At 58.0% G+C, this 17,512-nt stretch carries 17 protein-coding genes; 9 read left to right on the top strand and 8 right to left on the bottom strand.

The genetic code is table 11. The features are described 5' to 3' along the window. The first annotated feature begins 73 nt into the window (after positions 1 to 73). Both FJ145_13310 and htpX read left to right on the top strand, forming a co-directional pair. A complete protein-coding gene (locus FJ145_13310; GenBank protein ID MBM4262393.1) occupies positions 74 to 958 on the top strand; it encodes a LysR family transcriptional regulator in 885 nt (294 codons plus the stop codon). A gap of 105 nt (positions 959 to 1,063) precedes the next feature. Continuing rightward, a complete protein-coding gene (htpX, locus tag FJ145_13305; GenBank protein ID MBM4262392.1) occupies positions 1,064 to 1,945 on the top strand; it encodes a protease HtpX in 882 nt (293 codons plus the stop codon). A gap of 162 nt (positions 1,946 to 2,107) precedes the next feature. Here the strand turns inward: htpX and FJ145_13300 are convergent, their stop codons facing one another. Then, positions 2,108 to 2,527 (bottom strand): hypothetical protein, encoded by a 420-nt coding sequence (locus tag FJ145_13300; GenBank protein MBM4262391.1) that lies wholly within the window; start codon positions 2,525 to 2,527, stop codon positions 2,108 to 2,110. A 119-nt stretch (positions 2,528 to 2,646) separates the two neighbouring features. On the opposite strand from FJ145_13300, the gene nhaR reads away from it, so the two are divergent. Next, on the top strand, positions 2,647 to 3,546 hold the full coding sequence (gene nhaR / locus FJ145_13295) for a transcriptional activator NhaR (protein ID MBM4262390.1): 900 nt from the start codon (positions 2,647 to 2,649) through the stop codon (positions 3,544 to 3,546). Between the two features lie 4 nt (positions 3,547 to 3,550). Here the strand turns inward: nhaR and FJ145_13290 are convergent, their stop codons facing one another. Further along, positions 3,551 to 3,889 (bottom strand): hypothetical protein, encoded by a 339-nt coding sequence (locus FJ145_13290; protein MBM4262389.1) that lies wholly within the window; start codon positions 3,887 to 3,889, stop codon positions 3,551 to 3,553. A 119-nt stretch (positions 3,890 to 4,008) separates the two neighbouring features. Here FJ145_13290 and FJ145_13285 point away from each other — a divergent pair, with 119 nt between their 5' ends. The 5 genes from FJ145_13285 to FJ145_13265 all read left to right on the top strand — a co-directional run bounded on the left by FJ145_13285 (position 4,009) and on the right by FJ145_13265 (position 8,920). Beyond that, positions 4,009 to 5,043: a cupin domain-containing protein gene (locus tag FJ145_13285; GenBank protein ID MBM4262388.1), complete on the top strand. Its 1,035-nt coding sequence runs from the start codon at positions 4,009 to 4,011 to the stop codon at positions 5,041 to 5,043. Next, the gene (locus tag FJ145_13280; protein ID MBM4262387.1) at positions 5,040 to 6,155 is read left to right on the top strand and encodes an extracellular solute-binding protein; all 1,116 of its coding nucleotides are present in this window, start codon (positions 5,040 to 5,042) and stop codon (positions 6,153 to 6,155) included. The genes FJ145_13285 and FJ145_13280 overlap by 4 nt, the downstream gene beginning before the upstream one ends. A gap of 166 nt (positions 6,156 to 6,321) precedes the next feature. Further along, on the top strand, positions 6,322 to 7,410 hold the full coding sequence (locus FJ145_13275; GenBank protein ID MBM4262386.1) for a cupin domain-containing protein: 1,089 nt from the start codon (positions 6,322 to 6,324) through the stop codon (positions 7,408 to 7,410). A gap of 39 nt (positions 7,411 to 7,449) precedes the next feature. Beyond that, positions 7,450 to 7,638, top strand: coding sequence for a hypothetical protein (locus FJ145_13270; protein MBM4262385.1), 189 nt, complete (start codon positions 7,450 to 7,452; stop codon positions 7,636 to 7,638). A gap of 118 nt (positions 7,639 to 7,756) precedes the next feature. Continuing rightward, positions 7,757 to 8,920, top strand: a complete 1,164-nt coding sequence (locus FJ145_13265; GenBank protein ID MBM4262384.1) for an amidohydrolase — start codon at positions 7,757 to 7,759, stop codon at positions 8,918 to 8,920. 478 nt (positions 8,921 to 9,398) lie between these two features. On the opposite strand, the gene FJ145_13260 is transcribed toward FJ145_13265, so the two are convergent. From FJ145_13260 to FJ145_13250, 3 genes are all read right to left on the bottom strand, one after another. After that, complete coding sequence (locus FJ145_13260) at positions 9,399 to 10,550, bottom strand: hypothetical protein (protein MBM4262383.1); 1,152 nt, start codon at positions 10,548 to 10,550, stop codon at positions 9,399 to 9,401. A 134-nt stretch (positions 10,551 to 10,684) separates the two neighbouring features. After that, positions 10,685 to 11,713: an ABC transporter substrate-binding protein gene (locus tag FJ145_13255; GenBank protein ID MBM4262382.1), complete on the bottom strand. Its 1,029-nt coding sequence runs from the start codon at positions 11,711 to 11,713 to the stop codon at positions 10,685 to 10,687. Positions 11,714 to 11,724: 11 nt separating this feature from the next. After that, on the bottom strand, positions 11,725 to 12,747 hold the full coding sequence (locus FJ145_13250; protein MBM4262381.1) for an ABC transporter substrate-binding protein: 1,023 nt from the start codon (positions 12,745 to 12,747) through the stop codon (positions 11,725 to 11,727). 11 nt (positions 12,748 to 12,758) lie between these two features. On the opposite strand from FJ145_13250, the gene FJ145_13245 reads away from it, so the two are divergent. Further along, complete coding sequence (locus FJ145_13245) at positions 12,759 to 13,856, top strand: ABC transporter substrate-binding protein (protein MBM4262380.1); 1,098 nt, start codon at positions 12,759 to 12,761, stop codon at positions 13,854 to 13,856. 109 nt (positions 13,857 to 13,965) lie between these two features. On the opposite strand, the gene FJ145_13240 is transcribed toward FJ145_13245, so the two are convergent. From FJ145_13240 to FJ145_13230, 3 genes are read right to left on the bottom strand one after another with little or no spacing between them, the layout of a single operon-like run. After that, positions 13,966 to 15,387 carry an amidohydrolase gene (locus FJ145_13240; protein ID MBM4262379.1) on the bottom strand — a complete coding sequence of 474 codons (1,422 nt, stop codon included), beginning with the start codon at positions 15,385 to 15,387 and terminating at the stop codon, positions 13,966 to 13,968. Then, on the bottom strand, positions 15,290 to 16,468 hold the full coding sequence (locus tag FJ145_13235; protein MBM4262378.1) for a cupin domain-containing protein: 1,179 nt from the start codon (positions 16,466 to 16,468) through the stop codon (positions 15,290 to 15,292). The genes FJ145_13240 and FJ145_13235 overlap by 98 nt, the downstream gene beginning before the upstream one ends. Next, positions 16,413 to 17,426 (bottom strand): 5-methyltetrahydropteroyltriglutamate--homocysteine methyltransferase, encoded by a 1,014-nt coding sequence (locus tag FJ145_13230; GenBank protein MBM4262377.1) that lies wholly within the window; start codon positions 17,424 to 17,426, stop codon positions 16,413 to 16,415. The genes FJ145_13235 and FJ145_13230 overlap by 56 nt, the downstream gene beginning before the upstream one ends. Positions 17,427 to 17,512 lie beyond the last annotated feature (86 nt).

Here is a 17,512-nt window from a genome sequence, read left to right as displayed (position 1 = left end):
CGTGTGGAAATATTCGCTTGCGTAGCTCGCCTCAGGTGGTAGATTCTGAAAAATCCGCAAACGAAACAGTTTTATGAAGCCTTGGATCAATTATCATCATCTGCTTTATTTCAAGACGATTGCCAGCGAGGGGAGTATCGCCCGGGCGGCGGAGACGCTGCGCTTGGGGCAGCCCACCCTCAGCGCGCAGCTCAAGCAGTTTGAAGATACCATCGGGGTCAAGCTTTTTGAGCGCCAGCATAAAAAGTTGGTTTTGAATGAAGCCGGGCGCATGGCGCTGCGCTATGCCAACGAAATTTTTCGCACCGGCGATGAAATGCTGGCGGTGCTGCACGACCGGCTGGTGCCGACCCGCACCCACGTGCAAATCGCCGCCCTCGACAGTGTGCCCAAGCATTTGACGCTAGCCGTGGTACAGGCTGCTTACAAAATTGGCGACTGCATGGTTACGGTATTGGAAGGCAAGGGGGACGAGCTGGTGCGCGAGCTTGCGCTGCACCAGATCGATCTGTTCATTTCCAACTATGTGCCGTCAACCCACGAAGCTCGCGGCTTATATTCGCGAAGTATCGCCAAGGTCCCCGTGAGTCTCTGCGCCGCAGCCAAGTTCAAATCGCTCCAGGCCGAGTTTCCCAATTCGCTGGCGAAGGCGCCGATGATTTTGCCAACTGCCCACAGCAGGCTCCGCGATGATTTGGAGCATTACTTCAAAACGGCCGAGATAACCATGGATGTCATTGCCGAAACTCAGGATACGACATTGCAGAAATTCATGGCCGTGGACGGTATCGGTATCATCCCGATCCCGACCTTTGCGGCGGAAGACCTGATCAGAGCTGGTCAACTGGTGGTGCTGGGCCAACTCCCGGGAGTCTATGAAGAATTTTACCTGGTGGCGGCCGCGCGTAAAATCGAGAACCCGGTCTCGAGCCAGATCATGAAATCGTTCCACCTTTGATAGCTTCGTTCCTGGCTATGCAAAGCTTAGTTTTTTCCGAATTGCCGTAACCCCGTAAGATGACCATATTAATTTTACCCTTAAGGAGGGGGGCAGTCCATGCAGATGGCTAAACGAATCGGGCTTTTTATCGGCGTTAACCTGCTGATCATACTGACGATCACAACCGTAACCAGTCTATTAGGAATCCAGCCCTATCTAAGCAACCGCGGTATCAATCTGCAGGCGCTGGCGGTCTTTTGTCTCTTGTGGGGCTTCACCGGAGCGTTTATCTCGCTGGCTTTGTCCAGGGTGATGGCCAAATGGATGATGGGTGTGCGCGTCCTCGATCCGATGACCCGCGACCCCAATGAGCGCTGGCTCATCGATCGCGTCCATGCTTTAGCCAGGGGCGCGAGATTACCCGCCCTGCCGGAAGTCGGCATCTACGACAGCCCGGAGGTCAATGCTTTTGCGACCGGTCCGACCAAGTCGCGCTCGTTGGTTGCGGTCTCGTCCGGCTTGCTGAATTACATGAACCGCAACGAGGCTGACGGGGTTCTTGGCCACGAAGTGGCCCATATCGCCAACGGCGACATGGTGACAATGACCTTGATTCAAGGCGTAGTGAACGCCTTCGTGATGTTCTTCGCGCGACTTATTGCCTGGACGGTCAGTCAGTTTGTTGATGAAAGGATGCGCCACTGGGTGCACTTTGGGGCGGTGATCTTGTTTGAAATCGTCTTTAGTATCCTTGGCATGTTCGTGGTCGCCGCGTTCTCGCGGGCGCGCGAGTACCGGGCCGATGCCGGCGGCGCGACCTTAGCCGGTCGCGAGAACATGCTTGCCGGCTTGAGAAAGCTCAAGCGCACTCTGGAGCTGACCGATGATTCACAGGGCTCGCTCGCGACCTTAAAAATTTCGTCAGGCAAGAGCGGCGGCCTGATGGCCTGGCTGTCGACCCACCCCGATCTTGACGATCGGATTCGCAGATTGGAAATGGCGTAAGTTTCAAGTTTCACAACCCCGCCGGCGCCAGCCGGCGGGGTTGTCGTGAGCGGCGGGCTCGGTTGTCATCGCCACCTTGCCGCCGCTGACATGTTCACTGGCAAAGTAACGTCGCTTTCCACTGGTTTATCTTCGCTAAATCGATTCCCGCTTAAAATCGCATTAGAACACCGCTCTTAAGCGCAGCGGCTTGTAGCGCGGCGACTCGCGGCTCGAACGCCTAGCAGCGCTGGAATTTTCATAGCGCTTGGCCCAACGATTGAGACCGCGGCGCAGATACTCGGGATCGAAGCCCAAAGTTTCACAAATGTTGTGGAACGAAAAGATCCACTCGCCCTGCGTCGGCGCATTGACCCAGTAATGCGCGCTGTAGAAATCGAGGCGCTGGCGCCGCGAACATTGTTTGGGGTTGACCGAAAGGCAAGCCACGACGTCTTCCAGCACCGCGATCATCAGACGCCGTTCAGGATCTTGTTGATGGCCCTTTTGGATGGTTGCATAGTATTGCGCCGGCAGCACCGTATCGGGCTCGAATAGCTTGCCGGAGTCCTGATAATTGAATTCGTTTGGTGTATAAGCCATGGCCTAACCACACCCTCCCTGACGTTTTGTCCGGGGGACCATAGTGTAAATCTGCAATTTAGACAATCTCATAATATTTGATTGATCCTTAGAAAAATTCGAACTAATGTAAGACCATCGTGGAATGGCTCAACTATCATCATCTGCTCTACTTTTGGACCGTGGCGCGGCGCGGCACCGTGGGGCAAGCGGCGGAGCAGTTGCAGCTCACGCAAGCCACCGTCAGTGCGCAGATAAAGTCTCTGGAGCGCATGCTCGGCGAAGCGTTGTTTCGCCGCTCCGGGCGCAAACTCGTGCTTACCGATACCGGCAACGTGGTGTTTCGCTATGCCGACGAGATCTTTTCCCTGGGGCAGGAAATGATGGGCACTCTCAAGGGGCGGCCGGAGGGGCGGCTCGCTCGCTTGACGGTCGGGGTCGCCAACGTCATGCCGAAGTTGGTGGCTTACGCGCTATTGCAACCTGCGCTCAATTTGGGCCCGACATGCCGCATCGTGTGTCGAGAAGGCACCAACGAGCAGTTGTTGCCGGCGCTAGTATCCAATGAAATCGACGTGGTCTTGACTGACCGGCCGATCGTTGCCGCCCTCAACGTCAAGGCCTTTAGCCACTTGCTCGGCGAATCTGCCATGGTGCTGCTCGGGACCGCCAAACTCGCGGCGCGTTTCCAGCGTGGTTTCCCGCGTTCGCTCCACGGCGCGCCGCTCTTGCTGCCGACACTCAACACGACCGCCCGCCGGTCGCTTGACCAGTGGTTCGACGCCCACAGCATCGTGCCGCAGATCGTCGCGGAGTTTGAAGACACCGCGCTGTTGCATGTGTTCGGGCGGCGCGGTGTGGGGTTGTTTTTCACGCCGGCAGTGGCCGCGGCGGAGGTGCGAAAACAGGACGATATGCGCATCGTTGGCCGCTTGAGCAAAGTGACCGAACGTTTCTACGCCGTTTCTCTGGACCGCAAACTGAAGCACCCCGCCGTGGTGGCGATCTCCGAAGCCGCCAAAACGCAGCTGCGCGAGTGAAGCGCTACGCTGTCAGCGTGTTGTAAAGCTTTTCGAATTCACCGCCGTCAAGCCAAATGCCGTGACAATCGGCACAGGCATCCAAGACCACCGCTCGGTCGATGGCGCTGTAGATTCGCAGGAGCGCCGAACCGTCGCGCGGGCAATTGCCCTGTTTGTCGTCCGCGGTTGTATTGGCGCCGCCCTGTCGCAGGCCGGCCACCTGGTTGGCTTCGGCGGCCAGCAGTTGGCCCAACTCGCGGGCATCGAACCAGGTGCCGTGGCACGATGAGCAGCGATCGATCTTAACCCCGTCAAAGTTCTTTTCGCGAAGAGTTGCTGATTGGCATTTTGGACAGCGCATGGGCGCAAGCTAACAACTTGTCGCCGAACCGGCAAGCCGGGTTAACCTGCCTTGGCATCGCCCAACTGTTGCGCTAATGTCAGCGCAATTTACCCAATCGAGCAAGCGCAGGAGGATGGATGGAAGTTAAGTCGATCAAAGAAAAACATACCGAACTGATGATGCACAGCGTCAAGTTCGCCAAGGAGGAACAGGGCCGGCGCAAGGGGCAGGAAGTACTTTTTAAATGGACCGACGTGGAAAAGCAGTTGGGCGAACACAAGCATATCTATGTCGTCGACGCGCGTTTAGGTTCCAACAATCATACCCACCGTCTATGGTATGACGTCATTCCGCCGCACACTGAAGAAGGGCAGGAGTGGAAGTCGCTGGGCCACCGCCACACGGTGGAAGCGATCATCTATTTTCTCAAGGGCCACGGCCACAGCATCATCGACGGCGTGCGCTACGATTGGGGGCCGGGAGATTTATTGTCGGTGCCGATGTTCTCCTGGCACCGCCATGTCAACGATGGCGACGAGCCGGTGCTGCGCATCGCCTCGACCACAGGGCCATTGTCGTTGGCGCTCGGTCAAGCGGTCTATGAGGACGAGCGCTATCCCGAGTTTTGGATCTACGCCCAGGAGGGCGAGGATATGCGCAAGACGCTGATCCCGGGCGGCGGCAGCAAGATCGAAGATGCCAAGCTGCTCAACAGCGGCGCCGCCAAGCTCTACGCCGAACAGGTGGCGTTCGCCATGCATGAAGAAACGCTGCGGCGCAACAGCAAAGTGTTGGTCAAACAAAAAGATCTGGTGTTTGAGCCCACCGCGATGGGCAACATCGCCTACGTCGTCGACCCGCGCATCGGCTTTCACGCCAAAGCATTGGGTGTCGTCATGGCGGAGATTCCGCCGGGCAAGCGCTCGGGCGCGCACCGGCATTTGTACGATGAAATCGACTTGGTGGTCGGCGGCAAAGGCAAAGTGATCGTCGAGGATAAGGAGTACAACTTCGATACGCTCGATGTTTTGGCGATACCGGTTTTCCAGTGGCACCAGTATTTCAATACCGGCAACGAGCCTCTGCGCATTCTTGGTATCAACACGCGGTTGGCGATGGATAACTTAGGTTTGTCGCTGACCCATCAAGGTGAAAAGGCGGATTACGTATGATCAGGGCATTTTTCCCCCCTTTGCGAAAAGTGGATAAGGGGGGATTTCCCTTCGCACACAAGGCACAAAGCCCCCTCAATCCCGCTTTTTCAAAGCGGGAAATCAGAGGTTGGTTGGCCTTGGTGAAGGTCTGGCTAACACTGTTAATTGTTGCGCTGGGGCTGGGGCATTCTGTCCACGCAGCCGACCTCGAACTCGCCAAGAAAGAAGGCGAGGTCGTGCTTTACACGACCATGGTGCTGTCGGACTTTCAAGTGTTTCAGAAAGCCATCGCCAAAAAGTATCCGTTTCTCAAAGTCAATCATGTGCGCCTGGGCGCGGCGACGCTGGCGGCGCGCGCCATCGCCGAGTTTCGCGCCGGCAAACATCTGGCCGACGTGTTCGGCGTGACGCCCGATTCGATGAACTACTTGCGCGACATCGGTGTCCTGGCGCAGTACACGAGTCCCGAGACCAAGTTCTTGCAACAGGGCTTCAACGATCCCAAGGGATTTTGGAGCGGCATCAATACCGATGTGCTGGTCACCGGCGTCAACACCAAGCAAATGCCGGTGGCGAAGGCGCCGCGCTCCTACAACGACTATTTGAAGCCCGAATACAAAGGCAAGATCGCCTTTCACATCGGCACCAACAATCCGTTGATCGGCATGACCGAGTTGCGCGGCGAGGAGAAGGCGTTGGCGTTCATGCGCGCCTTCGCCAAGCAGGATTTGATCGCGCACAACGGCTACACGAAAATTTCCCAGCTGCTCGGCGCCGGTGAATTTCCCATCGTCGCGTTCATGCAAGTGACCAAGCTGGAGAAGATCCGCGAGCGCAACGGACCGGTGGACTGGCTACCGCTGGATCCATCGTTTGCGACGGTGTCGTCGGTGGCGATTGCCAAGAACGCGCCGCGCCCCAACGCGGCACGGCTGCTGGTGGATTTCTATTTATCGGACGAGGGGCAAAAATCGCTGCGCGAGATCGACAAGATTCCGATCCGCAAGGGCGTCGACGCCGATTCGAAGCGGGTCGCCGAATTGGTCGAGAAGACGCCGCACGTGATCAAGTATGAAGGCGATTCGGGGAAACAGATTAAGTTGTTTAACGAGATATTCCTGGGGAGATAAGAACATTCGGGTTCTGTTTCCCGTTTCGGCGGAGAGTTAGAGTGGGGGTCACGTCGAAGTGTTTTCCCCCATCCTGGCCTTCCCCCGAGGCGGGGCGAGTATCGGATCCAATGACGCCGTGCGAGACAACAAGGTCGAATTGGAAATAGAACTGGAGGGAAAAATCATGGCTACACCGGCAAATGCAGAAGAGGAAGTCAAAGAGCGACTCGCCTATAAATCGCCCTACGAAACTTGGAAAGAGTCCGAAGGCCTGCCGACCTACCGCGGCCTCGGTGTCAAAAGCGTCTTCGATCTAGAGCTGGCGCCGTGGAAATCGAGCGGCAGCGGCTCGGCGGCGTTTTTGAATCTCGACGGCACCGGCGGCTTCAACGATTCGTACGTCGCGGAAATTCCTCCGGGCAAATCTTTCACGGCGCACCGCCATTTGTTCGAAGAGACCATGTACATCTTGAAAGGCCGCGGCGCGACCTCGGTGTGGATCGATCCCAATCACAAGCAGACGTTTGAATGGCAAGAGGGAAGCTACTTTGCGATACCGATGAATGCCTGGCATGAGCACCACAATGCCTCGGGTCAAGAGGCGGTGCGCTACATCGCCATGACCGCCGCGCCGCGGGTCATCGACACGTTCAATAACCACGAGTTTGTCTTTGATAACGACTTTGTCTTCAAAGACCGTTTCACCGGCGAAGACAATTATTTTAAGCAGACCAATGCCACGCAGCAGTGGTCGACCAACTTTGTCTCCGACGTGCGCGTCTGCCAGACTTTTTCCGGCGGTTTCGACCGCGGCGGCGGCGCCAAGAGCACGGTCTTTCGCATGGTCGGTAACACCATGAAATCGCACGTGTCGCTCTGGGGCGTCGGCGCCTACAAGAAGGCCCATCGTCACGGCCCCGGTATCCACGTTCTCATCATTCGCGGCCACGGCTATTCGCTCATGTGGAAAGAAGGCAATCAGATGGAACGCATCGACTGGGGGCCGGGCAGTGTCTTCGTGCCGCCGGAAATGTGGTTCCACCAACATTTTAACGGCGCCGCCGATCCGGTGTTTTTTCTCGCTATCGGCTGGGGCAGCGACAAGCCGAAGGCGGGCGGTAAAGCCTACGTTTACAAAAGCGTCAAAGAGGGCGGCGATCAGATCGAGTATGAAGACGAAGAGCCGATGATCCACTCCGAGTTCGAAAAGGCCATGCGCGGCGCCGGCGCCAAGTGCAAGATGGATTATCATCCGCATTGCACGATGAAGTGATTGGGGATCCGGTCGATGATGGACGGTTGGGGATCGCGGATGGGGTTCGGAACCGCTTTAACCTGGGTGTGCGTCCAAGTCGTGATCGCGATATTCGCTGCGACGACCCATGCCGCATCGGTCGAGCCGCTCTTTAGCGAGATCGCCAAACTATCCGGCGGGGCGCGGCAGACCGATCAAGTATCAAAGGCGATGGAAAAAATCATGAAGGAAATGTTGGTGCGTTAGTTTAGATTCGGAACGGCTCGCGCGGAGGCGCGGAGCGCGCAGAGTTCGGAAAATAACTTTGCCCTTTGCCTGCTTTGCGTCTTTGCGCGCGGCAAATATCTGAGGAGGTTTTGTTAACATGGCCCGCAAGTATCGTTATTTCTCAGCAGACAGTCACTTCGAACGTCTACCGGAAACCTGGACGCACCGCGTGCCGGCGAAGTTTCGCGACCGCGCGCCGCGGCGCATCAAATTGGGCGATGGCCGGGACGCCATCGTCGAAGAGGGCCAGCCGCTGGAGTATCGCGGGACGAATTTATTTGCCGGCAAGGGGCCGGAGAATTTTAACCCGACTCGCTTAGATTTCGAGACCTCGGTCGGCGCCGGCTCACCCGAGCAGCGTCTGAAAGAGCAGGATCAAGACGGCATCGACGGCGAATTGTTGTTCGCCACCGAGGCGCGCAACAGCAAGATCAAAGACCGCGACTGCTTTTTGGGCATCATTCGGGCGTTCAACGACTATTTTATTGAAGAGTACTGCGCCGTCGACCCCGACCGCCTCGTCGGCGCCGCCGTGATGCCCGACATCGGCGCTGAGGAAAACGTCGCCGAGATGAAGCGCTGCAAAGAAAAGGGCTGCAAGGCGGTGCGGCTGCACACGTTTCCGAGTGGCAAGGGCTTTCCGACGCCGGAAGACGATATTTTTTGGGCGGCGGCCATCGATCTCGACATGCCGGTGACGATTCACACGTCGTTTCCGCGCCGCACCGACGAGCGCGATGTATATCTCATGAAATATCCCAAGGACCCGCAGGGAGAAGACCGGCCGTTCGATTTTCTCCAGCGCCTGGCGCGCCAGGGGATTTATCACTGCGGCGCGGTGGAGGCGACGCAATTGATCTTTACCGGTGTGTTCGATCGTTTCCCCAAGCTGCAGATTTTTTGGGCGGAAAATAACATCGGCTGGATTCCCTATTTCTACCAGCAGATGGACCAGACCTATAAGGTCAACTGTCACTGGGCGGAAAGATTATTGGGCCTGCCGAAGTTGAAACGGCCGCCGAGCGAGTATTTGCGCGAGCACGCCCACTGGGGCGTCTTCGACGACCCAGTCGGCATTCAGCTGCGCCACATGGTCGGTGTCGACAAAGTCATGTGGTCGACGGACTTTCCGCATATCGTTACCGTCTGGCCGGACTCGCTAAAGCTCGTCCAAGAACAGTTTGCTGGCGTCCCCGAGGATGAGAAGCATGCGATGCTCGCCGGTAACGCCGTGAAGTTTTTTCATTTGAACGCGGCGTAAGAAAACTGATTAAGCACAAAGACAAGGGGCACAAAAGGCGCTGCGCGCCCGGATTAGGAACCCGGAGAATTTAACCGCAAAGAACGCAAAAAGTCGGAGAGGGGATATTCACCACGGAGTGGTTCATGTGCTTGCGCACGCCCATGCAACATGAAAATTGCAGCCAGGTTGTCACCACGAAGGGTTTTGTAGGGGCAGGCCTTGTGCCTGCCCTCCGGACTTTGCGTTCTCTGCGTTCTTTGCGGTTAAAGTCTTCCGAGTCGGCTTCGGTTTGGGCGTGGATGCGGGGTGGCGCGGCCAGACAGAGGAGCAGCAACAAAAAGATCTTGAACCACATCCGAAGGATCTTTCTCAATAGTCGTTGCTTGTGTGTTTTGTCACCATCGTCATTCTGAGCCGAAGGCGAAGAATCTGCTTTATGCGACCGCACGAAAGCAGATCCTTCGCTAGCGCTCAGGATGCAAACTCTGGTATCGCATCACGCTCTCAGAATTGACGCAGCTCGGCCAAGCGGTTGCTGCAACTGGTACAGCCGCGCCGCGTTGTCGCCGAGAATTTTTCTCTGGGTTGTCTCCGACAATCCCGCGCCGCGGATGCGTGACACTGTCTCGGGCCACTTGCTGTCGCCGTGCGGATAGTCGCTGGCGTACATGATGCAGTTGTCGCCGACGGCGTTGATGACCGCCGGCAGCATGATCTCACCCGGTTCGCAGGAAACCACCATGCGACCCTCGGCGAATAGCTCGCTCGGTTTGATGCGGCTCGTGGGTCGTTTGCGTTCGAGGATGCCGTCGTACATGCGCGGATCTTTTTCGCCGCGCTCGTGCATCTCGTCCATCCTCTCGACCCAGTAGGGCAGCCAGCCGCAGCCGGTTTCGAGCAGGCCGAAGCGAATGTTTGGAAACAGGTCGCAGACACCGCCGCCCACGAGCGATACCATTGCCGTCGTTAAAGTCAGCGGCATCGACACTGCCTTGGCGCCCCAGAAGTGATCGAACAGTTCCTGACCGACCGTCGGGTACATGCCGGTGACGGTATGCACGCCGACGCCGACGTCGAGCTGCTCGACGGCTTGCCAAAACGGATAGAGCTCGGGATGGTCGAGGGTGCGCGTGCCGATGGTGCCGGTGACCATCACACCGACGGCGCCAAGCGATGTGACGGCGCGCTTCAGTTCGACGGCCGCCGCCTTGGGATCTTGGAGTGCGACCACGGCGGCGAAGCGCAGGCGGCCGCCGGCCTGGGCGCATTTCTCAGACATCCAATCGTTGTAAGCCCGCGCGCAGGCGCCAGCGAGGCCGGCGTGCTCCCAACTGTTGATCGACATCAACACGTTGGGATAGATGACCTGCAGATCGATGCCTTCGAGATCGAGATCATCCAGCCGCCCCGGCACGTTGCTCAGATCCCAATCCTTGACTTTCCGCGTGCGCGCCGTGCCAGCGATGCTCCCCGGCGTGCCCGGCCCCCAGCCGAAGGGCTTGGCGATGACCCGCCCCTCGACGATGTAGTAGCCGCGCCCATCGTCGAAGGTGACATAGCGCGGTCGGTTGCGATGAAATTCCTTGTCGAGATACTTGTCAAACACTTCCGGTGGAATGTGGCTATGGCCGTCGGCATCGACAATCATAAGTCCTCCGTTTGAGTGTTAGGTGAATCGGAGTCGGAGATGCCTCGCGCAAAGGCGCAAAGCTCGCAAAGTTCGGAAAATAATATTTTTTCTTGGGGTCCTTTGCGTCTTTGCGCGAGGTAAATCCTGATCGTTCAACGCTTCAAATCGCGCTGCAGTCCGCGCACGATGTTCCAATCGACAAAATCTCTCGGCGCGAAACTTGATTGGGTAATCTTAGCGTCCTGTTGCGCGCGCTTGATGGCGGCCATGACGATTTCGTCGCCGGCCTCGCCGCGCAGGTTGTACGTCGAGATCGAGGCGTCATAGGCGGTCTGCGCGGTTTCTCTATCGAGGTTCCAGTCTTTTTGAATCAACGCGACGGCGTCGGTGGGCCGATCGATCGCATAGTTCAGGCCGCGAATCATCGCGCGCAGGAAGCGCCGCACCTGGTCGGCATTGTCGCGCAGCTTGGCGCGGCGCATGACCAAGCCGTTCTCCGCAAAGCGCGGCAGGACCTCCGGGCCGAGGACCAACCGGTTATAGCCTTTGCGCACGGCGATGGAATCGTAGGGCGGCGACAGCGTCGCGCCAGCAACAATGCCGGAGAGCAGCGCCGTCATGCCCTGGGTCACGTCGATCGTCGAGATCAGCTGCACGTCTTTGTCTGCGTCCAATCCCAAATGTTTCACCATGGCAACCGTCGCATGGTAGTGCGAGCCGCGCGTGCCGCCGTGGCCGATGATGCCGCCGCGCAGTGTTCTAGCGTCTTTGATGTCCGGGCGGGTGATCAGGTAGAGCAGCGGTTTGTCGGTGGAGACATAAGCCGCAACTAGCGGCGCCCCACCGATGGCGGCGCCTAACCCTGAATTGAATGCGGTTATGTAGTCGAGATCGCCGGAAACCAGGGCTGCAATGGCCGTATTTGTCTTTGTCGTAATCGGTTTGTAGTCGAATCCCTCGCTATCGAAAATGCCGTGGCGCTGCGCTAGATAGATCGGCATGTTCAGCACATGTTTGGCGGAGAGACCGAGGGTCACGGATTCAGGCTTGCGTGGGGCTTGGGCGAATGAGGGCAGCACAAACAACACGAGTAGGAGGGCCAGGCAGGCACCGGGTCGAAGAAGTGCGATCAACCGGTCGTCCCTGTATCGCGATATTTCTTTCGCGTTTACTGCGGCCATTCTTTTTCCCGTCAGCGTTTCAGTTCCTTCTGTACAACCCGTACAACACTCCAATCGACGAAATCTTTCGGCGCGAAGTTGGAGGTGATTTTGGCGTCCTGCTGGGCGCGTTTGATTGCGGCCATGATCAATTCGTCGCTTGCTTCGCCTCTTTGATTGTAGGTCGGCATCATGGCGTCGTAGGCTGCTTGAGCGGTTTCGCGGTCAAGATTCCACTCTTTTTGGATCAGTGCCACGGATTCCGCCGGGTGGTCCATGGAATATTTCAGGCCGCGGACTAACGCGCGAGTCATCCGTTTTACCTGCTCGGGATTGTCGCGCAGTTTGGCGCGCCGGACGACGAGGCCTGACTCGATGAACCTTGGCAATATTTCCGGTCCCAACACCAAACGGTGGTAGCCTTTGGCGACCGCCATCGAGTCGTAGGGTGGCGACAGGGTCGCGGCGGCGATGCGTCCGGAAAAAAGCGTCTGCAAGCCCTGCGTGACGTCTATCGTCGAGATTAGTTGCACATCCTTGTCGGGATCGATGCCGAGGTGTTTCACCATGGCCACCGTGGCATGGTAGTGGCTACCGCGGGTGCCGCCGTGGCCGATGATGCCGCCGCGCAGCGCCTTGGCGTCCTTGATATCGGTGCGGCTGATCAAATAGAGCAGTGGCTTGTCGTTCGCCAGATAGGTCCCCACCAGCGGCGCGCCGCCGACGGCCGCACCCAGGCCAGAAACTAGCGCCGTGATGTAATCCAAGTCGCCGGAAACGAGCGCAGCGATGGCTGTGCTGGTTTTCAATGTAATTAACTTGAAGTCGAAGCCCTCGCTTTCGAAGATGCCATGTTTCTGCGCCATGTAGATGGGCAGGTTGAGCACGTAGCGGGCGGAGAGACCGAGGGTAACGGACTCCAGTTTGCGCGGCGCGCTGGGCTTGTCCTGGGCGAAGACCGCGCTCGCGCAAATAACCAACGCGAGAATCAATGCGACCCGTCTATAGGTCATGATTATGGCCTCTCGGTGAGTGGGTTCGGACAGGCGGATCATAATTCCGAGATATGGCCGTGTGCAAGGGAATTGTTGCCTTGAGCCAGTTCGAGGTCGCGTGTAGTATTCGGCGCAATCGATGGCCGCACACGGCGAAGAAGAGATTTCTCGGCGGATCTCGAAATGACCATGAGGAGCATAACCTGGTGAACAAGTATGTCGCAACGTTTTTGCTAATAGCTATGGTGGCAGTCCCCTGCGAAGCGCGCAAAGTCAGCGTCGGCGTGCCGGTGCTCGACGTGACCATGAGCCCGTTCTTTATTGCGCAGGAGCGCGGCTATTTTCAAAAAGAAGGCTTGGAAGTCGATCTCGTGCTCATGCGCGGCGGCGTCAGCAATCAGGCGCTGATCGCCGGTGGGGTGGATTTCTCGGCGGTGCCGACCGCCGGTTTGCAGGCGGCGCTGCAAGGCGCGCCGCTGAAAGTTATCTTTGCGGCGTTTAACAAGCCGATGTTCTGGCTCTACTCGCGCCCCGAGATTCGCTCGCTCAAAGATCTCACCGGCAAAAAAGTGGCGGTGTCGAGCCTCGGCGCGGCGGGCGATGCGGCGCTGCGCGAATGGTTCAAGAAAAATGGCATGGACGAAAACCGCGACGTGGCGATCCTGGCGATCGGCACCACCGGCACGCGTCTCAGCGCGCTGGCGAGCGGCACGGTGGACGCGGCGATGATGACGTTCCCGCACAACCTGACGGCGGCGGAGTCCGGCCTGCGCGAGCTGGTTTCGTTTATTAACTCGGACATCGTTCAGCTCCAGGGTTCCGTCGTGGCGCGCGACGCTCTACTTTCGAGCGATCCCGCGCTGGTCGAAAAGTTCATGCGCGCGACGGTGAAAGGGTTTCTATTTCATGTCGGCAATCGCAGCGGCACGGTTGCCGTGCTGCGCAAAAGTTTAAAGATCGACGAAAATGCCGCGGCCAAGGTTTACGATTTGATCAGGCCGGCGATTACGCCGGACGGCGTGCTCAATGAAGATTTGCAAAAGCGCTTTCTCGCTCCGCTACTGGAACGGGTGGGGCGGAAGGACACGCCGCCGCTCAATCGCTTTTATGATTTCTCGGCGGCGCGGAAAATTCATGCCGACTTGAAGGCCGAGGGGTGGAGGCCATAAATCGAAGAGGGCGACCAACCGGTCGCCCCTGCATTCTGCATTGAGCTTTGCGACCTTTGCGTCCCTTCGACCAGGCTCAGGAAATGCTTGGCGCGAGATATTCCGACCCCTACGCCGCCCGACTCAAATCGCTCAGCTCCGGTACCGTGTCCTTCAATTTGAAAAACCGGATCGCATTGCCGGCCAACATGGCGTAGCGCTCATCGGCTGGCACACCGGCGAAAGTCTGGTCGATCATGCCGCGCGATTCCGGCCAATCGCCGGTGGCGTGGGCGAAGTCGCTGCCCCAGATCAGCGCTTTGACGCCGACGTCGTGGCGCATACGCACGCCCACCGGGTCTTTCATGAAGCCCCATAGACTATTTTCTTTGAGATAGTAGCTGGGCTTTTCTTTGAGCGGTTTCACGCCCCAATCTCTTTCGGCCCAAAAACGATTGCGCACGTAGTTGTCATCGATTTGCGCCAAGCCGTAGGCGAGCCAACCGGCTTGGGTTTCTGACCAGTAGATTTGCAGCTTAGGAAAACGATCGAATAGTCCAGCGAAAGCGAGCTGCAACGGCGCGATCGGATTGTCGTTGGAGAAGCGAAACAGCAAACTGATCGGATCGCGTCCGGGAATTACGCGCTCCGGCGTTTTGCTGTAGTGATAAACCGGCCCTTCGCGCATGAAGCGGGTGGTACCGCCGTTGGTGTGCGCGGTGATGGGCATGCCCAAATCCACCGCGGTTTGCCAGAACTGATCGTCCTCTGGAACCGGATAACCTTTGCCGCTGGGAAATTTATACAAGCAAACCGCTTTGTAGCCGGCTTTGGCGCAGTACTTGAGTTCGGCGACGGCGTCGGCCAGATTCGTATCGGGAACGATGCCGGTGCCGATCAACCGATCCGGTGCGAAGGAGCAATATTCTTCGATGAGCCATTGGTTGTAGGCGTGAATCATAGCGACGTAGGGTTCGTTGTCGGTGATGCCGCGCCAGGAGAGCAGGTAGCTCGGGTGCGTGTATAAGATCTCCGCATCGACGCCGTCTTGATCTTGTTCTTTGAGTCGTTGCGCCGGCAACCCTGTGCCGGGGCCTTCGTAGGCGATGCCTCTGACGTCATGTTTCTCATAGTTAGTGCCGGTGCCAGTGATCTGCAAGCTCGGCGAATGGGGCCGGCTGTTCTCGACGATAAAAGCATCATCGCCGTTGGCGAGCTTGATGCGCCGCGGCGCGCGATCGCGCCATTTCGCGGGCACATGATGGGTCCAGCGCTCGGGCGAAAAATCGAGATGAGAATCGCCAGAGATCATTTGGATTTGGCGTGGCATGGTGGTCTCCCTAAAAAGTGTGATGTTAGCGTAAAATGAGACGTTTTTATTGACCACGAAGGCACGAAGCACACGAAGTCCGGAGAAAAACTTAGTTTTCGAACTTCTTGCTGTTCGAGAGATTTTATCTTCCTTCTTCGTAATAGAGTCCGAGCGCTTCCAGTGTCGGTCGGTCGCTGACCGTAAACAAAATCGCCCGGTCATGGGTCGCCGCGTTTTCATGCGCGTGCCATTGCCAAGGCGGCAGCAAGAAACAATCGTGCTCGCGCCATTCGATCTGCTTGCCGTTCACGATCGTCGCGCCTGCGCCTTTGACGACCAGGTACATTGCCATTCCCGTGTGGCGGTGCTCTTTTGTCTGCGCGCGCGGCGGCAAAAGCTGCAGCTGCGCGCTCAGCGTCGGCAGGGTGTGGCCGCCGGTGCTGGGGTGGCGGTACTCGAACATGCGGCCGTCATAGGGGCTCAGCTCGGCGGTTTCCGTGACCTCGTCGATCACTTTGATCATGTCGCGCCATTTGTAATGGATCGGCGGCAACACGGCGTCCTTGTTTGACCGACTGGTTGGACGGATCAAGCCGGTTTGCTGCGCATAATAATTTTCCGGATGCACCGTCGGCTCGACTTCATCGTTGGGCCAAAGATCGCGGCGAAAGGCGCCGAGGTAGTTCACCAGATGGCGGTCTTGAATGTCGATCCAAAACACCGACTCGTTGCCCGGATCGGTGGTGCCGTGCCAGCTCCAATTGGGTTGCACGAGCAAGTCGCCCGCTTCCATGAACATCGCTTCGCCCTGCGAGGTCGTGTAGGCGCCGCTGCCTTTGACGATGAAGCGCATCTGCGCCGGCGTGTGCCGGTGTGAGGGAATCTTTTCGCCAGGGTTGATCATCTGATACGAAACAAAAACCGAGCCGGTCGATAACCCGGGCACGTCAAGACCGATGACGCGCTGATCGGTGTCTTCGGGCAATCGCACATCGCGCCGGGTTTCTTGTAGCAGCGGCCACATGTCAGCCCAGCGCCAAATGCGCGCCTCGGGCGCAGACGCTGTGCGCGCGTCGCGCTGCCACAGGCCGCGCAAACCCATGCGCTCGTACTTTTCGTGCAGGGCCGTGAGGTGAGGAAATTTTTCGTCGGCCATGAACAGCCTCCGCTCTGACCGATCTTTTAGTACTTTCAGCTTTTGCGATGCAAGGAAAAATTCAGGCAGAAAATCGTCGGGGCGACCGGCTGGTCGCCAAGATCGAAAACTACAATGTCCGCCGCACTTCCTTGGCCACGTCGACCAACAGCTTCGCTTTGGCATTCGCTAGCTCGCGCGTGATCGTCATCAAACCACAATCCGGCGCGAGCCAGAGGTTCTTCGGCTCGACATATTTCAACGCCGTGCGCACGCGTTCGGCCACTTGCGCCACCGGCGGCACCGGCGTGTCGCTCGGGTCGACGCAGCCGAACATGACGATGCGCCCCTTGGCGATGGAAAGCACCGAGGGATCGTAGGCGCTGCGGCAGAACTCGACACCGAAGCCGCCGATTTTGGTTTTCATCAACGCTTCGAGCAGTTCCGGATAGGTGTACTCGTGCTGGCGGTTCGGATTGCCGCCGGGGTAGCCGTAGCAGAGATGGACAACCGTCGGCACGGCGATGCCTTCCAGACAACGATCGAGCGCTTCGGCGCCGTACTCGAAAACTTTCTCGTGATAGCGGGTCATCGCCGGCTCGTCGATCTCGATGACGTCGCAGCCGGCGGCTTGCAAGTCGCGCAGCTCGGCATTCAACGCCGCCGCCGCGTCCATCGCCATGGCCGCTTCGTCTTTGTAGAATTCATCCAAGGTGCTGTCGACGATCGTCATCGGTCCCGGCACGTCCATCTTGATCGGCTTGTCGGTCTGCGCCTTGGCAAACTTCACGTCTTCGACAACGGCCGGCACGCGCCGCTTGATCTTACCGACAATACGCGGCACCGGCCGCGGCTGCTCGCGCCGCCGATAAATTGTCTTGACGGCTTCATGTTCGAGATCGACGCCTTCGAAGGCAGAAAGAATATGATTGATAAACCCTGTGCGGCGCTGCTCACCGTCGGAGAGCAGATCGAGGCCGATGCGATCTTGCGTGTGAATGCTCAGAGCGGTGGCGTCGTCTTGCGCTTGCTTGAGATCGGCGCCTTCGAGACGAAAAACCGCGCGGCTGCGATCGTTTTGCGCGAGCCATGGCGGACGGGGAAAACTGCCAATGGTGGTTGCGGCGATTGGCGGAAGATTCATAGGACACCTCGTTTCGTGAGTTGTCCCTGGCTATAACGCCGGTGGGAGAGAAAGACAAGGCAGGTACAATTGGAAATGGATAATGG

The sequence above is a fragment of the Deltaproteobacteria bacterium genome (assembly GCA_016874755.1).
Classification (GTDB): Bacteria; Desulfobacterota; Binatia; order UBA9968; family UBA9968; genus DP-20.
The sequence above is the reverse complement of the archived record's forward strand: the minus strand, read 5'-3'. Positions and strand labels throughout refer to the sequence as shown.